Genomic DNA, 15906 nt, shown 5'->3' with positions numbered 1-15906 from the left:
ATGTCCGCACAAAACCTGTATCTCCTGATCGCCCTGGCGCCGCTGGTCACCGCCGTGATCGCCGGCTTCTTCGGCACGGGCTTTCTCGGGTCGTGGCTGGGGCGCCGCGGCTCGCACCTGCTGACCATCCTGGGGGTGGCGGTTTCCTTCGCCGGCTCGCTGCTGGTGCTGCAGCAGGTGCTCGACGGCCAGACCTTCGAAGGCACGGTCTACACCTGGTCCATGATCGGCTCGGTCAAGTTCGAGATCGGCTTCCTGATCGATCCGCTGACGGCGCTGATGATGGTGGTGGTGACCTCGGTGTCGCTGATGGTGCACATCTACACCATCGGCTACATGTCCGACGATCCGGGCTACCAGCGCTTCTTCTCCTACATCTCGCTGTTCACCTTCTCCATGCTGATGCTGGTGATGTCGAACAACATGCTGCAGCTGTTCTTCGGCTGGGAAGCCGTGGGCCTGGTGTCCTACCTGCTGATCGGCTTCTACTACGGCCGTCCGTCGGCGGTGTTCGCCAACCTGAAGGCCTTCATGGTGAACCGCGTGGGCGACTTCGGCTTCGTGCTGGGGATCGGCCTGCTGTACGCCTACACCGGCAGCCTGAACTACGCGGAAGTCTTCGCCCAGGTCGACCGGCTCTCCGGCCTGCTGTTCCCGGGCACCGAATGGCACCTGCTGACCGTGGTCTGCCTGGCGCTGTTCGTGGGCGCCATGGGCAAGTCGGCCCAGGCCCCGCTGCACGTCTGGCTGCCCGACTCCATGGAAGGTCCGACGCCGATCTCCGCCCTGATTCACGCCGCCACCATGGTGACGGCCGGGATCTTCATGGTGGCCCGCTTCTCGCCCGTGTTCGAAATGTCGCCCACGGCGCTGTCGGTCATCATCGTGATCGGTGCCTTCGGCGCGCTGTTCCTGGGCATCCTCGGGGTGGTGCAGAACGACATCAAGCGCGTGGTGGCCTATTCCACGCTGTCGCAGCTGGGCTACATGACGGTGGCGCTGGGCGCCTCGGCCTACCCGGTGGCAATCTTCCACCTGATGACGCACGCCTTCTTCAAGGCGCTGCTGTTCCTGGGCGCGGGTTCGGTGATCCTGGGCATGCACCACGACCAGGACATGCGCCACATGGGCGGCCTGCGCAAGTACATGCCGATCACTTGGATCACCATGCTGATCGGCACGCTGGCCCTGGTGGGCACGCCGTTCTTCTCCGGCTTCTATTCCAAGGAACACATCATCGAGGCCGCCGGCGCGGCCAACGTCTGGGGGGCGAACTTCGCCTACTACGCGACGCTGTGCGGCGTGTTCGTGACCTCGCTGTATTCCTTCCGCCTGTACTTCCTGGTCTTCCACGGCAAGGAACGCTTCGACACCGTGCACGGCCCGGCCCACGTCCATCATGACGAAGGCCGCACCCTGGCGGCCCACGGCCACGATACGCATGCGCATGGCCACGATCACGGTCATGGCCATGACGACCATCATGGCGGCGGCCTGCCCAAGGAATCGCCCTGGGTGGTGACGCTGCCGCTGGTGCTGCTGGCGGTGATGTCGGTGGTGGCCGGGGTCTGGTTCATCGATCCGCTGCTGTTCGACGGCTATTTCGGCAAGGCCATCACGGTGGCTTCCCATCATCCGGCCATGGCCGAACTGGCCCACGAATGGCACGGCTGGGTGGCCTTCGCGCTGCACGGCTTCACTTCGGTGCCGTTCCTGCTGCTGCTGGCCGGCTTCGTGGTCGCCTGGTACTGCTGGCTGGTGAACCCGTCGGTGCCCGCGGCGTTCGCGCGCGGCTTGGCTCCGATCTACCGCCTGCTGGACAACAAGTACTACTTCGACTGGTTCAACGAGAACGTCATCGCCCGCTTCGCCCGCGCCCTGGGGCGCGGCCTGTGGCAGGGCGGCGACCGCGGCCTGATCGACGGCCTGATCATCAACGGCAGCGCGCGGCTGGTGGGGGCCGCGGCCGCCACGGCCCGCCTGCTGCAGTCCGGCTACATCTATCACTACGCCTTCGCCATGATCATCGGCATCATGGTGTTTCTCACTTTCTTCGTCTTGATGGTTCACTGATGGCTAGCGAAATGGCGTCCTCTACACTCCCCTGGCTGACCCTCTCGATCTTCGTCCCGATCTTCTTCGGGTTGCTGGTGCTGCTGGTCGGCCGGGACGACAATCCGGGACCGGCCCGGGTGCTGTCGCTGGTCGGCTCCATCGCCGGGCTGCTGGTGACCATCCCCCTGTACACCGGTTTCAACCCGGACACGGCCGACATGCAGTTCGTCGAAAAGACGCCGTGGATCGAGGCCTTCAACCTCAACTACCACCTGGGGATCGACGGCATCTCGGTGTGGTTCGTGCTGCTGACGGCCTTCATCACCATCATCGTGGTGCTGGCCGGCTGGGAAGTCATCAAGTCCCGCGTGGCCCAGTACATGGCCGCGTTCCTGATCCTGTCGGGCCTGATGATCGGGGTGTTCTGCGCCCTGGACGGCATGCTGTTCTACGTGTTCTTCGAGGCCACCCTGATTCCGATGTACATCATCATCGGCGCCTGGGGCGGCCCGAACCGCGTGTACGCGGCCTTCAAGTTCTTCCTCTACACGCTGATGGGTTCGCTGCTGACCCTGATCGCCTTCATCTACCTGTGGCACGCCTCGGGCGGATCCTTCGACGTGGCGACCTGGCACAAGCTGCCCCTGAGCTACACCGAGCAGGTCTTCATCTTCGTGGCGCTGCTGGCGGCCTTCGCGGTCAAGGTGCCGATGTGGCCGGTGCACACGTGGCTGCCCGACGCCCACGTGGAAGCCCCCACGGGCGGCTCCATCGTGCTGGCGGCGATCATGCTGAAGCTGGGCGCCTACGGTTTCCTGCGCTTCTCGCTGCCGATCGCGCCCGACGCCTCGCACAGCCTGGCCGGACTGATGATCGCGCTGTCGCTGATCGCGGTGATCTACATCGGCCTGGTCGCCATCGTCCAGGACGACATGAAGAAGCTCGTGGCGTATTCGTCCGTGGCTCACATGGGCTTCGTGACCCTGGGCTTCTTCCTGTTCAACGTCACCGGCCTGGAAGGCGCCATCATCCAGATGATCTCGCACGGCTTCGTGTCGGGCGCCATGTTCATGTGCATCGGCGTCATGTACGACCGCCTGCACACGCGCCGCATCGACGCCTACGGCGGGGTGGTGCACCGCATGCCGCGCTTCGTCACGTATTTCGTGCTGTTCTCCATGGCCAACGCGGGCCTGCCGGGCACCAGCGGCTTCATCGGCGAATTCACGGTGATCCTGGGCGCGGTGCAGTACAACTTCTGGATCGGCCTGCTGGCCGCCTCGGCGCTGATCTGGGGCGCGGGCTATTCGCTGTGGATGGTCAAGCGCGTGGCCTTCGGCCCCGTGGCCAACGAGCAGGTCGACGGCATGTCCGACCTGTGCAGCCGCGAATTCCTGATCCTGGGCCTGCTGGCCATCCTGACGCTGTTCATGGGCATCTATCCCAAGCCCTTCACGGACCTGATGCATCCCTCGGTGCAAGCCTTGCTGCAGCACGTGTCCATCTCGAAACTGTAGGCCGGAACCACTATGCAAAATCTTTTCGACTTCGCGCTGGCGACTCCCGAGATCGTGCTGCTGGTGCTGACCGGGGCCGTGCTGCTGATCGACGCCTTCGGCAACGATCCCACGCGGCGCATGACCTTCATGCTGACCATGGGCACGCTGCTGGTCGTCATCCTGGTGTCCTGGGGGCAGTGGGGCGAAGCCACGCAGGGCCGCACCTTCAGCAGCCTGTACGTGGCCGACTCGCTGGGCCATTTCCTGAAGATCCTGTCGGCCATCGCCGTCGGCGTGACGCTGATCTACGGCCGCGCCTACGCCGAAAAGCGCGACATGGTGGCGCGCGGCGGCGAAATGTATTCGCTCGCGCTGCTGACCCTGCTGGGCGAGTTCGTCATGATCTCGGCCGGCAGCATGCTGACGGTGTACCTGGGCGTGGAACTGATGTCCTTCGCCCTGTACGGCCTGGTGGCCCTGCGCCGCGATCACCTGGCCTCGACCGAGGCCGCGATGAAATACTACGTGCTGGGCTGCCTGGCCTCGGGCATCCTGCTCTACGGCATGTCCATGATCTACGGCGCCACCGGCCAGCTCGGCCTGGCCGAGATCGCCCAGGTGATCCGCGAGGGCGGCGCCGACCGCATGCCGCTGGTGTTCGGCGTGGTGTTCATCGTCTCGGGCCTGGCCTTCAAGATGACGGCCGCGCCCTTCCACATGTGGACGCCGGACGTCTACCAGGGCGCGCCGACCACGGTCACGCTGCTGGTGGGCTCGGCCCCGAAGTTCGCCGCCTTCGTCATCACGCTGCGCCTGCTGATCGAGGCCCTGCACGGCATCGCGGTGGACTGGCAGCCGATGCTGCTGATCCTGGCCGTGCTGTCGCTGGCCATCGGCAACATCGTCGCCATCGCCCAGACCAACTTCAAGCGCATGCTGGCCTACTCGACCATCGGCCAGATGGGCTTCGTGTTCCTGGGCCTGATGTCCGGTGTGTACGAAGGCCAGGCCGGCGCCAGCGCCGCGGCCTACGGTTCCTCGCTGTTCTACGTGGTCATCTACGTGCTGACCACGCTGTCCACCTTCGGCCTGATCCTGCTGCTGTCGCGCCAGGGCTTCGAATGCGAGGAAATCTCGGATCTCAAGGGCCTGAACCGCCGCAATCCGCTGCTGGCCGGCGTGCTGCTGCTGTCCATGTTCTCGCTGGCGGGCATCCCGCCGCTGTCGGGCTTCTACGCCAAGCTGGTCGTGCTGCAGGCCGTGGTCGGCGCCGGCCATGTCTGGCTGGCCGTATTCGCGGTGATGTGTTCGCTGATCGGCGCCTTCTACTACCTGCGCGTGGTGAAGACGGCCTACTTCGACGAGCCCGAGGACAGCGTCACGCTGGGTTCCGGCACGCTGGCCACGCGCGGCGTGATGTCCATCAACGGCCTGCTGGTGATCGGCCTGGGGATCCTGCCGGGCGGCCTGATGTCCCTGTGCGTGGACGTCATCCGCCAGTCGCTGGCCTTCTGAACGGGCGCCCGTCTTCATGTCCCTGACGGCGGCGGTCTGGATCGTCATCTTCTGCGCCCTGGTCATGGCCAACCTGCCGTTCCTGCTGGAGCGGCGGCTGGCCCCCTGGCCCTGGGCGCCGGGCGGCACGCTGCCCGGCCTGGCGCGCTGGGGCCTGGGCCTGGCCTTCCTGGCGGGGCTGGCCCTGTGGTCCTGGGGCACGCTGAAACTGGTGGGCGGAGCCTTCGCCGGCGGAGGCGCGACGACGGGGCTGTTCCTCCTGAAACTGCTGGCGAGCCTGCTGGTGGCCGGCCTGCTGCTGGCGCTGCCGGGCTGGCGCCGGACGGCGGCGGACTCGTCCGAAAACGCGGCGGCTGGCGCCGCCGCGGCGCGCCATTCGGGCGCCCGGCCGCGCGGCGCGGGCGTCAAGTCCTTCTTCGACCGCCTGCTGGAAGTCCTGGTGGGCTACGTGCTGGTCGGCACGCTGGGCTTCGCCCTGGAACTGAACCTGGGCAACGCCTTTCCGCAGCGCTGGGAATTCTATGCCGTGACCCTGGCCCTGTTCCTGGTGCTGGGCTATCCCGGCTTCGTCTGGCGCTACATGCTGCGCCGCCATCCGCGCTGATCGCCTGAGTCACATCGCCCGATCGGGCCCGGCGCGCGGGGCGCGCCCACGCGCGAACCGCTCCGGACCGTCCTGTTGAATCGCCGGCGCCCGAAAGGGTTGCCGGCTTTTTTTTCATGGACGGCCCGCCGGCGGGGCGCCGTATCCCGATGCCGGCAAGCGCTTGATCCATGTCGGCCGGACCCGCCGAATCGGAATCCTCCTATCGAATACGTCGAATCCATCGCCTAGCCTCTCATGGGTGCCGGACCCGGCCTGCGCATCGCGGTTCCTTGCGGATCGCAGCCTCCGGGATCCGCGTTTCCCGCGAGAGCCCGATGAAACTAAAAGACAAACTCCTTCTTTCCGCTTCCGTGCCGGCCGGAATCCTTCTGCTGTCGGGCCCGGCCCTTTCCGCCCAGTTGTCGAAGACCGATGGCGGCAGCTCGTCCGCCAGCAGCGGCAGTTTTTCCTCCGTGTCGAACCTGCCGTCCGGCTCGGCCGTCTTTGCGAGCGGTGGCAGCACGATCACCGGCGCAAACCTGGACATCACCGATGGCGGGTACGATTCCGGCACTCCGGTCCATGCCATGTCCGGCGGAAAGATCCACCTCGGCGGCGATACCACGGTTTCCGGCGCCAACGGATTGCGCGCCCAGGGCGCCGGCAGCGAGATCGGCATGGTGGGCGGGACGATCAATGCCTCGCGGCAGGCCGTCTACGCCCACGGCGGCGGCCAGGTGACGCTGGATGGCGTCGCCATGGTCAGCAGCGGCACCTCTTTCCAGACAGTGCTCGCATACGACAATGGCACCATCAATTTCCTGGGTGGTTCGACCCTCACGTCGTCCGGGCTCGGTGTCAGCGCCCAATCGGGCGGAAAGATCCATGCCGATGGCGTGGCGATCAACTCGGTGGGCACGGCGGTGCACAATCTGCAGGGATATGTCGACCTCAAGAATTTCTCGCTCGATACGACCGGAGCCAGCGCCTATGGCGTCAATGCCAACGTAGGCAGCACCACGTACCTGGAAAACGGCACCATCACCACGCGCGGAACCTATGCCTCGGGCATCTGGGCCGCGGGCTCGTCATCCGGCGGCGCGGCGGTGGTGAAGGGGGATCGGCTCGCCATCAAGACCTCCGGCCTGAATGCCCATGGCGTCTATGCCACCGCCACTTCCAGCGCCATGGTGGCGAGTGTCGACCTGACCAATACCCGGGTCGAAACCGATGTCGCCTTCGGCCTGTATGCGGACCAGGGCGGCAGGATCTCCCTGACGAATGGCGCCGTCGAGACGACGGGCGATGGCGCTACCGCCATCATGACGTCGATGCCGAGATCGTCGATCGCTCTCGATGGGGTCGGCGTCAAGACCCTCGGCCAATCGGCTTTCGGTTTGCGCACCTATGGCGGTTCCACGATTTCGATGCGCAACGGCACCATCGAGACCCACGGTACCGATGGGTATGCCGTCGTCGCCAGCTACGGCGGCGGCATCACGCTCGAGAACGTCGATGCGACGACGAGCGGGGCGGGCGGCCGCCTGCTGGTTCTGCTCGGCAACGCGGGCCAGGTCAATACCATCGACGTCGCCGGCGGCGTGCTCCGGGCCGCCGATGCGCCGGCGATCTCCGCGCGCGGCGCCGACAATACGCTGACCCTGGCGGGCACGACGATTTCCGGCAACGGGACCCTGTTCGATGTCGCCGAAGGGGGCTCCGTCGTCAACCCGGCCTTCTTCAGGATGAGGGCCGATGCCTCCAGGCTCACCGGCGGGGCGCGTGTCGATGCGGTGTCGCGGTCCGACGTCGAATTGCGCAACGGCACGCTGTGGACCCTGACCGCGGCGGCGGACGGGTCGGTGGAATCGGCGGTGTCGAACCTGACGGTCGATCACAGCGCCATCGCCTTCGCCGGGCCCGCGGCCGGCGCCTTCCAGACCCTGACGGTAGGCGGCGGGAACACGGGCGGCACGGCGCAATACATCGCCAACGGCGCGACGTTGCGGATGAACACCTGGCTCAACGAGGGCGGCGCATTGTCCAACCAGCGGACCGACCGCCTGCTGATCAATGGCGATGTGGCCGGCACGACCCAGGTCGAGGTGAACGGCGTGGCCGGCAGCCCGGGCGGCGCGACGTCCCCCGACGGCGGCAACCGCGCCGACGAGGGCATCTCCCTGATCCAGGTGGCCGGCAACGCCACCGCCACGTCGTTCCGGCTGCGCGGCGATTACGTCGCCCTGGACGGCATGCCCTACCAGTACAGGCTCTACGCCTACGGGCCCGGTTCGGAGCACGGGGCCGCCGATGACGGCCAGCGGCTGGTGGCGGGCACCTCGCCCTACTGGGACTATCGCCTGCAAAGCGCCTTCACGGGCGAGCACACCCGGGAGGTCGCGCCGCAGGTGCCGGCCTACATCGTTGCGCCGACGGCGTTGTTCGATGCCGGCCTGCAGGATGTCTCTAACCTGCACAGCCGCCTGGGAGAGATCCGCCGGGGCGCCCCGGCCGGGAGCGGCGCGGACACTGGCGAGTTCTTCCTGCGGGCCTACGGCGGCCGGCACGATTATTCATCGAACCGCGGCGCGGCCGACTATGGCTACGATGCGGACTTCGATTATTCCGCCGCGCAGATGGGCGGCAACCTGTTCGCTTTCGGGAACGACGCCGGCATCGCGCGCTTCGGCATCGCCGGCACGATCGGCTCGCTGTCCTACCGCCCGAAGCATGTCCAGGGCGCGGGGTCGGGGGATTTCGATACCTGGTCGGTGGCCGCCTATGCGACCTGGCTGCATGCCGGCGGAGGGTATGTCGATGGCATCGTCTCGGCGGGCGCTTTCGACGGCGACGTCTCGACCAGCCTGCGCGGGCGCACCGCGAGCCTGAAGGGTACGAGCCTCGCCGCTTCGCTCGAGGCCGGCTATCCGGTCCGGCTGGGCGGCGGCTTCGTGCTCGAACCGCAGGCGCAGCTCGTCTACCAGCGGCTGATGTTCGATCGCCAATCCGATGTCGATGGCTTCGTGGTCGATCTCGGTAATCAGGACCAGTGGACCGGCCGTCTCGGGGCCCGGCTGTCGCGCGATTTCGCGGCCGGCCGCGGCGGCCTCGTCACCGCGTATGCCAAGGCGGACGTGCTGCATGGCTTGAGCGGCGGCGGCAGGATTTTCCTGGGCGACGCTTTCCAGCTCGGCCACTACGGCACGTCGCTCGAAGGCCGGCTCGGGATCGATGCGAAGACCTCGGACAGGCTGTCGTTCCATGCCAGCGTCGCGTACCGGCACGAGATCGGGGGCAATGGGGTCGGCGGCGCTTCGATCAACGGCGGACTGCGCTATGCCTTTTAGGTTTCAATAGAGCACGCCCGCGTCCACATCGGCCAGCGTGCGGCAGCCCGTCAGGGCCATCGCCACTTCCAGTTCCCCGCGCAGCACCTGGATCAGGTGCGCCAGGGCGGGCGCGCCGCCCGCCGCCAGGGCGTGCAGCACGGGTCGGCCGATCAGCACGCCCCGGGCGCCCAGCGCCAGCGCCTTGAGGATGTCCGTGCCGCGCCGGATGCCGCCGTCGGCCAGGATGGGGATGCGGCCCGCCACGGCCCGCGCCACGGCCGGCAGGGCCTCGCAGGTGGACGGCAGGGTGTCCAGGCAGCGGCCCCCATGGTTGGACACGATCAGGCCGTCGATGCCGTGCGCCAGGGCCAGGCGCGCGTCCTCCGGATCCAGGATGCCCTTGAGCCACAGGGAGGTGCCGGCGGGCAGGTTTTCCCGCAGCCAGGCCACGTCGTCCCATGTCGGCGCGGATTCCAGCAGGCCGCTGCCGAACAGGGGGCTGCCGCCCGCGGGCGCGGGCCGGGCGGCGGGTGGCGACAGGCCTTCCAGGTGGACGGAGCGGATCGTGTCCGGCACGCGGAAGCCGCCGCGCTGCTCGGCGTTGCGCACGCCGTTGACGGGCGCGTCCACGGTCAGCACCAGGACGCGGGCGCCGGCCCGCAGGGCGCGGGCCGCCAGGGCCAGGGTGTCCCCGCGGCGGGCCTGGGCGTAGAGCTGGAACCACAGCAGGGGCGGCTCGGGCAGGGTGGCCAGGGTCTCGATGGCCGTGCCCGACTGGGCGCTCAGGACGTAGGGCGTGCCGGTGGCGGCGGCGGCCAGGGCGGTGGCGGTCTCGCCGTCCTGGTGGACCAGGCCGTGCCAGGCGGTGGGGGCGATCAGGATCGGGTGCGCCAGGGCCTGGCCGCCCAGTTCCAGGCGGGTATGGGCGCCGGCCAGCGGCCGCAGCGCGCGGCCGCGCAGCCGCAGGGCCGGCCAGGCGTCGAGATTGGCCCGGGCCGTGAGCTCGTCCGCGCCGCCGGATTCCAGCCAGGCCCAGGTCGCCGGGTCCAGGCGCGCGCGGGCCAGATCGGCGTAGTCCTGGGCGCAGAGGGGGGCGGTCATGGGCGGTTCCGGATCGTGGAGTGAAAAACGAAGGATGCCACAGAGTCGCCGGGACGGGGCGCGCAACGGCGCCGCCCGCGTCCCCGCGTCCCCGCGCGTCGGGCGGGCGCGAGGCGGGCCGCCGGCAGACGGTAAAATGGCCGCGCTGAATCCCGAGGACTTTCCACATGGCACACATCATCCTGCAGGCCCCGCGCCTGATGGCGGCGGATATCGAACGGCTCGCGGCCGTGGCCTGCGCGGGCGGGGTCCAGGAACTGGGACCGACTGCCGTGCGCCTGCTGGACGTGGATCCGGACTGCCGGGACGAGGCCCTGGCCCAGGCCGCCGCCGCGCGCATGGACGCGGCCTGGCTGGACACGGTGCATCGCCTGGCGGACTGCCGGGTGCTGGCCATGGACATGGATTCCACCCTGGTCAACATCGAGTGCATCGACGAGATCGCCGACGCGGTGGGTCGCAAGGCCGAGGTCGCCGCCATCACCGAGGCGTCCATGCGCGGCGAGATCAAGGATTTCTCCGAGAGCCTGCGCCGCCGCGTGGCCCTGCTGCGCGGCGTGCCGGAAACCGCGCTGGAGCGGGTCTTCACCGAACGCCTGCGGCTGAACCCGGGCGCCGAGCGCCTGATCGAGGTCGCGCGCGCGCATGGCCTGAAGACGATCCTGGTGTCCGGGGGCTTCACCTTCTTCACCGAGCGCCTGCGCCGGGGGCTGGCGCTGGACGAGGCCCACGCGAACACCCTGGAGGTCGAGGACGGCGTGCTGACGGGCCGGGTGCTGGGCGACATCGTCGACGGTGCGGGCAAGGCGCGTCACGTGCGCGCGCTGGCCGAAGCGACGGGCGCGGCGCCGGAACAGATCATCGTGCTGGGGGACGGGTCCAACGACCTGCCGATGATGGCGCAGGCGTTCTATTCAGTGGCCTACCGGGCCAAGCCCGTGGTGCGCGCGCAGGCGCGCTTCGCCCTGGACCACAGTCCGCTGGACGCGGTGCTGAACTGGTTCAGGTTGCGGCATTAGGCGTCCAGCAGCGAGGTCCGGGTCGGTTTGCTTGGGGGGCGATTCAGTGCGCTGCCCAGTATTCTGGCGACCCATTGATTCAGGCTTTCTCCATGCGCGGCTGCCGCCAGGGTTGCGGCTTCGTGTGTATCGGCCGGGAGCCGGAGCACGAACCGGCCCGAGAAGCGCTTTCGCGGCTCGATTCCGCGCCGACGGCATTCTTCCAGGAATATCTCGAGCGATTGCTCGCCTTCGTGCCGCAATCCGACGATGTCGCTGGCATAGAAGTCAGCGCCGCCATTGAGCCCGATAAATTCTCCCCGGAACATTTCCAGGTCGGGATCGTAGTTGATGACGGCGTGATGGCCGTTGATCGTCATGATGTTCTTCATGGCTGTACTCCGTGCTCTTCGAGCCAGCGCCGTAGTGAGGCGATGGCGCCCTTGTCCATGTCTCGAGAGGGGTGCGGCCGGTGCATGACCTTCACTTGCCCGTACAAGAAGATCGCGACGCGGGACCCTTCGCGTTCGGTCAGGTCGGCACCCAACTCGGTCAGCGGTGCGCAGGCGTTGGCCCATTTCACACCGGCTGGGGTGGGCTTGGAGAAGATGAGCGCTAATGTCTTGCGATGTCTGCTTTTCATTTAAATGATACCAAAAAATAGTATCTATCAAAAGCATAGATGTGACAGATCATGCCGCGTCAACTGCGGCATGGCGTGGGCTGGAGGTGGGCCAAGAGGCTGGGTCTTCGCTCTGAATTGGCGTGAGCGAAGTTAGTATGCCCGTCCCCGTTGGCGCATGCGCGCCGTCGGCACGGAAATGTCCGTGCGGGGAACTACGAAGGTCATGTAGCGGCGTGTTGCTCTACAGCTCCGACCACATGCGCAGCAGGTTGTGATAGACGCCGGTGAGCTGGGCGATGGTTTCGGGGTCGGCGCCGGCCTGGATCAGGCGCTGGATGGCGACGTCCTGTTGCAGCAGCAGGGCACGGCGGCCGTCGTCGCGCACCAGGCTCTGGGTCCAGAAGAACGAGCCGTAGCGCACGCCCCGGGTGACGGGGGTGACGCGGTGCAGGCTGGTGCCGGGGTAGATCACGGCGTGGCCGGCGGGCAGCTTGATGCGCTGTTCGCCGTAGGTGTCCTGGATGACCAGTTCGCCGCCCTCGTATTCGTCCGGGTCGCTGAAGAATACCGTGGTGGACACGTCGGTGCGGATGCGTTCCGGTTCGCCGGGCACCTGGAAGATGGCGTTGTCGATGTGGAAACCGTAGTGCTCGCCGCCTTCGTAGCGATTGAAGCGCGGCGGCAGGATGCGGGCGGGCAGGGCGGCGGACTGGAAGACGGGGTGCCGGCTTAGCGCCTGGACGATGCGTTCGCCGATCCGCCGGGCCATGGGGTCGTCCAGGGCCAGTTGGCGATTAGCCTTGATGTGGGCCGCGACATGGCCCGCCGTCCGGCGGCCGTCCGTCCACGGCGCGGCCTCCAGGGCGGCGCGGCATTGCCGCACTTCGTCGGGGGTCAGCAGGTCGGGGATGGAAATCAGCATGACGGTGTTCGGGTCGGGTGTTCGGCGCGGGCGGCAAAAGTCAGGCCCGCAGGCCGGCGATCTCCGCTCCGGGCGGAGGCGTGCCCGGATGCTGCTCGTAGATCCGGATCAGGCGCCGGATCGAATCGGCGGTTTCGGGAGCGGGTGCCGGCGCGGTCCGGTCTTCGGGTTCGATCCAGGATCGCAGCCAAGTGGCGGCTTTGCGCAGAAAGGCCGGGGTGGCGGTTTCCGGGACCCGGTCCAGCCAGGGCATGGCCTCGTCCAGCCGGCCGCACGCGATGAGCAGCCGGGCGGCGTTGAACCTCCCCCTGAAGTCGCCGCCCGCGGCGGCCCGCAGATAGTGCTCCAGGGCGGCGTCCTCGTCCCGCTCCACGACCCAGCCGTCCTCGTAGAAACCGCCGATCATGTTGCTGGATTTGGCGTGGCCCAGCGCGGCGGCCTTGCGGAACCAGTCCAGGGCGGTGGCGTGGTCCCGCTCCACCCCTTGGCCCAGAGCCAGCGCGGTGGCGTAGTTGTACATGCCCCAGTCCAGGCCGCCCTGGGCCGCCAGACGGAACCAGTACGCGGCCAGCAGGGGATTGGCCGGCATGCCCCAGCCATGGGCGTGGCACTGGCCCAGCATGTTCAGGGCCATCGGTTCGCCTTCGCGGGCGGCGTGGTGGAACCACTGGACAGCCTGGGCCGGGTCGCAGGCGACGCCCCGGCCGTCCAGCAGCCATTGGCCGTAGACCAGCTGCGCCTGCACGACACCGCCCTCGGCGGCGGCGCGCAGCGTAGCGGCCGCCTGTTCGGGCGGACCGGCCAGGATGCGCTGCAGGCTGGCGGCCAGGGCCTCGGGAGAGGTCCGATTGATGGCGTGGCTGTCCAGCACACAGGCCGAAGGCGGTGCGCCTTCGGCCTGTGCGTGCGATGAGGCGTCCGCCGGAGACGGCGCCCCGGCCGGGGCCGGGGGCCGGGGCGGATGGCCCGCCCCGGGTGCCTGTGCGGGTGATGCGAGGCTGCTCACGGTCAGAAGTGTAGGTTCACCGTGGCGACGGCCGAGCGTCCCGGAGCGATGGACGCATAATGAGACGGATAGGCCTTGTCGTAGTAGGTCTTGTTGAACAGGTTGTTCACGTTGATCTGCAGGTCGACGGTCTTGTTGAACTTGTAGCTGGCCATGGCATCGAAACGCCAGTAGGACGGAATGCTGATGGTGTTGGCCTCGTTGCCGTACTGCTTGTCCACATAGTAGGCGCCGACACCGGCCGTGAATTGCGGCGTGAAGGCGTAGGTGTTCCACAGGCTGAAGCTGCTTTTCGGCGTATTGGGGAAGACATTGCCTTCGTACGTGCTGTTCTTGCCGCTGTCGCCGATACGGCTCTTCAGGTAGGTATAGCCCGCATAGACCTGCCATTCCGGCGTGATGTTGCCGGACGCACCCAGTTCAAAGCCGTCCACGCGCTTGTCGCCCGCCATGGCGTAGGTGTTGTCGGGCAGGGTAATGCGCGCATTGGTCGTCTCGACGCGGAACACGGCGGCGGTCAGGCCCAGGCGCCCATCCAGAAAGTCCCATTTGGTGCCCACTTCCATGGTGCGGTTCTTTTCCGGCGCCAGATCGGCGGCGTTCGGGCCTACGCCGCCACGTCCCGGCGTCAGGCCCTGCGTTTCGCTGCCTTCGCCCATGGTGGCGCCGGCCGGTGTCGACGAGGTGCCGTAGGACACGTAAATACTACCGTTGGGGGCCGGCTTGTAGACCAGGCCGAGTTGATAGTTGAACAGGGTGTCGTGGCGGTCGACGCGATCTCCACCGGTGGGGTCCCGATGCGTGGCGTAGTCATCCACGCGCAGCCCCAGCGTCGTTTGCCAATGCTCGTTGAACTCGATCGTATCGAAGCCGTAGATCGACTTGGTCAGGGTGCGGGTGTAGGTAGGTGCGCCCTTGGGGCCGCCATTCAGCGGATTGACCCAGGGATCGCTGGGGTTCGGGTCATAGAGGCTGGTGCAGGTGTAGTTTCCGGCCGCGCCGATGCCGGCGGGGCACTTGCTGTTGCCACGGTCCACGTTCAGGCTGTCCGAACGTGCGTCTTCCACCGACAGTTCGAGCCCTGTCAGGAAACGATGCTTTAACTGCCCGGTCTGGAATTCACCCTGCAGTTCCGTCTGGTTGGCCCAGGTACTGATGCGGCTGTCGCGCGTATTGGTGCGGCGCCAGACCATGCCCTTGTTCACATTGCCCTGGCTGTCGTCCGGCTGCGTCCAGACATACCGTTGCGTGCTGCGTGTATAGCGGGTGCGGTTGCGCAGGGTCAGGTGGTCCGTGAAGTCGTGTTCGACCAGCAGCGTGCCCATGTCGTTGCGCGTGCGGCGGTAGTCGCTGTCCAGACCATAGAAGTTGTCGCGATCCACGCTGGTGATCGGGCTGCGATGGAAATCCGGATCGTTGGAACCCTTGGGTGAAATCGTGTACGGAATTCCACCGTCCGGAGTGTCGTCCGATTCCATGTGGAAATAGCTCAGCGTCACGCGGGTGGGTGTGCCCAGCCCGAAGGAGATGGTCGGCGCCACGCCCCAGCGCTTGTAGTCCACGGCATCCCGGCCGTCCACGTCCTGGCTGTGGTTCATGGCGTTCAGGCGAAAGGCGGTGGATTCGCCCAGCTGCCAGTTGCTGTCCACGGTCTGGCGGAAATACTTGGCGGTGCCGAATCCGGCCGACACGTCGGTGAAGTCGCGCAGTTTGGCGGTCTTGCTGATCAGGTCGATGCTGCCGCCCGCGCCGCCGCGGCCCGCGTAGGCGCCGTCCGCGCCCTTGATGACTTCGACCTGTTCCAGGTTGAAGACCTCGCGGGAAGTCGCGCCGATGTCGCGCATGCCGTCGACGAAGGTGCTGGACTGGGCGTCGTAGCCGCGGATGAAGGGGCGGTCGCCCAGGGGATTGCCGCCTTCGCCGGCACCGAAGGTGATGCCCGGGGAATTGCGCAGCACGTCGGTCAGTGTGGTGGCAGCCTGGCTCTGGATCAGTTCTTTCGGGATGATCTGCAGGGATTTGGCCGTGTCCAGGACGGGGGCGGTGAACTTGGGCGAGGCCGACTCATTGACCAGGAAGGGCGCGGGCCGTTCGCCCTGGACCTTGATGGGGCTGAGCTGGGCCGGGTCCGTGTTCTGGGCCTGGGCGGCGGCTTGCGGCAGCAGGAACAGGCCGGGGGTGGCCAGCGCCGTGGCCAGGCCGCCGGCCAGCTTGCCCGTCCGGGACTCTAGAGTGTCTTCCACGCAAATTCTCCCTGAAATGATAAATGT

At 67.3% G+C, this 15906-nt stretch carries 12 protein-coding genes; 6 read left to right on the top strand and 6 right to left on the bottom strand.

Annotation, left to right across the window (positions count from 1 at the left end; translation table 11 throughout):
- From nuoL to ACFO27_RS01965, 5 genes are all read left to right on the top strand, one after another.
- Entirely contained in the window at positions 1-2073 is a 2073-nt protein-coding gene (gene nuoL, locus ACFO27_RS01985) for an NADH-quinone oxidoreductase subunit L (protein ID WP_376815775.1), read from the top strand.
- Positions 2070-3572 (top strand): NADH-quinone oxidoreductase subunit M, encoded by a 1503-nt coding sequence (locus tag ACFO27_RS01980; RefSeq protein WP_376816382.1) that lies wholly within the window; start codon positions 2070-2072, stop codon positions 3570-3572. The genes nuoL and ACFO27_RS01980 overlap by 4 nt, the downstream gene beginning before the upstream one ends.
- Positions 3573-3584: 12 nt before the next feature.
- Positions 3585-5069 (top strand): NADH-quinone oxidoreductase subunit NuoN, encoded by a 1485-nt coding sequence (gene nuoN / locus ACFO27_RS01975; protein WP_376815774.1) that lies wholly within the window; start codon positions 3585-3587, stop codon positions 5067-5069.
- 16 nt (positions 5070-5085) lie between these two features.
- On the top strand, positions 5086-5673 hold the full coding sequence (locus tag ACFO27_RS01970) for a DUF2818 family protein (RefSeq protein WP_376815773.1): 588 nt from the start codon (positions 5086-5088) through the stop codon (positions 5671-5673).
- A 317-nt stretch (positions 5674-5990) separates the two neighbouring features.
- Positions 5991-9002 (top strand): autotransporter family protein, encoded by a 3012-nt coding sequence (locus ACFO27_RS01965; protein WP_376815772.1) that lies wholly within the window; start codon positions 5991-5993, stop codon positions 9000-9002.
- A 3-nt stretch (positions 9003-9005) separates the two neighbouring features.
- Here the strand turns inward: ACFO27_RS01965 and ACFO27_RS01960 are convergent, their stop codons facing one another.
- The gene (locus ACFO27_RS01960; protein WP_376815771.1) at positions 9006-10085 is read right to left on the bottom strand and encodes an alpha-hydroxy acid oxidase; all 1080 of its coding nucleotides are present in this window, start codon (positions 10083-10085) and stop codon (positions 9006-9008) included.
- A gap of 167 nt (positions 10086-10252) precedes the next feature.
- On the opposite strand from ACFO27_RS01960, the gene serB reads away from it, so the two are divergent.
- Positions 10253-11104 carry a phosphoserine phosphatase SerB gene (gene serB, locus ACFO27_RS01955; protein WP_376815770.1) on the top strand — a complete coding sequence of 284 codons (852 nt, stop codon included), beginning with the start codon at positions 10253-10255 and terminating at the stop codon, positions 11102-11104.
- On the opposite strand, the gene ACFO27_RS01950 is transcribed toward serB, so the two are convergent.
- From ACFO27_RS01950 to ACFO27_RS01930, 5 genes are all read right to left on the bottom strand, one after another.
- Positions 11101-11475 carry a type II toxin-antitoxin system HicB family antitoxin gene (locus ACFO27_RS01950; RefSeq protein ID WP_376815769.1) on the bottom strand — a complete coding sequence of 125 codons (375 nt, stop codon included), beginning with the start codon at positions 11473-11475 and terminating at the stop codon, positions 11101-11103. The genes serB and ACFO27_RS01950 overlap by 4 nt on opposite strands.
- Entirely contained in the window at positions 11472-11726 is a 255-nt protein-coding gene (locus ACFO27_RS01945; protein WP_376815768.1) for a type II toxin-antitoxin system HicA family toxin, read from the bottom strand. Before ACFO27_RS01945 ends, ACFO27_RS01950 begins: the two co-directional genes overlap by 4 nt.
- A 223-nt stretch (positions 11727-11949) precedes the next feature.
- Positions 11950-12630 carry a Fe2+-dependent dioxygenase gene (locus tag ACFO27_RS01940; protein WP_376815767.1) on the bottom strand — a complete coding sequence of 227 codons (681 nt, stop codon included), beginning with the start codon at positions 12628-12630 and terminating at the stop codon, positions 11950-11952.
- A 40-nt stretch (positions 12631-12670) separates the two neighbouring features.
- Complete coding sequence (locus ACFO27_RS01935) at positions 12671-13483, bottom strand: tetratricopeptide repeat protein (protein ID WP_376816381.1); 813 nt, start codon at positions 13481-13483, stop codon at positions 12671-12673.
- Positions 13484-13638: 155 nt separating this feature from the next.
- Positions 13639-15879: a TonB-dependent receptor gene (locus tag ACFO27_RS01930; RefSeq protein WP_376815766.1), complete on the bottom strand. Its 2241-nt coding sequence runs from the start codon at positions 15877-15879 to the stop codon at positions 13639-13641.
- Between the last annotated feature and the right edge of the window lie 27 nt (positions 15880-15906).

Origin of the sequence: Castellaniella denitrificans (assembly GCF_042653765.1) — a bacterium.
Classification (GTDB): Bacteria; Pseudomonadota; Gammaproteobacteria; order Burkholderiales; family Burkholderiaceae_B; genus Castellaniella; species Castellaniella denitrificans.
The sequence above is the reverse complement of the archived record's forward strand: the minus strand, read 5'-3'. Positions and strand labels throughout refer to the sequence as shown.

Coding starts and splice junctions, on each gene's coding strand:
- nuoL (WP_376815775.1), top strand. CDS start 1: ATGTCCGCACAAAACCTGTATCTCCTGATCGCCCTGGCGCCGCTGGTC.
- nuoN (WP_376815774.1), top strand. CDS start 3,585: ATGCAAAATCTTTTCGACTTCGCGCTGGCGACTCCCGAGATCGTGCTG.
- ACFO27_RS01970 (WP_376815773.1), top strand. CDS start 5,086: ATGTCCCTGACGGCGGCGGTCTGGATCGTCATCTTCTGCGCCCTGGTC.
- ACFO27_RS01965 (WP_376815772.1), top strand. CDS start 5,991: ATGAAACTAAAAGACAAACTCCTTCTTTCCGCTTCCGTGCCGGCCGGA.
- ACFO27_RS01960 (WP_376815771.1), bottom strand. CDS start 10,085: ATGACCGCCCCCCTCTGCGCCCAGGACTACGCCGATCTGGCCCGCGCG.
- serB (WP_376815770.1), top strand. CDS start 10,253: ATGGCACACATCATCCTGCAGGCCCCGCGCCTGATGGCGGCGGATATC.
- ACFO27_RS01950 (WP_376815769.1), bottom strand. CDS start 11,475: ATGAAGAACATCATGACGATCAACGGCCATCACGCCGTCATCAACTAC.
- ACFO27_RS01945 (WP_376815768.1), bottom strand. CDS start 11,726: ATGAAAAGCAGACATCGCAAGACATTAGCGCTCATCTTCTCCAAGCCC.
- ACFO27_RS01940 (WP_376815767.1), bottom strand. CDS start 12,630: ATGCTGATTTCCATCCCCGACCTGCTGACCCCCGACGAAGTGCGGCAA.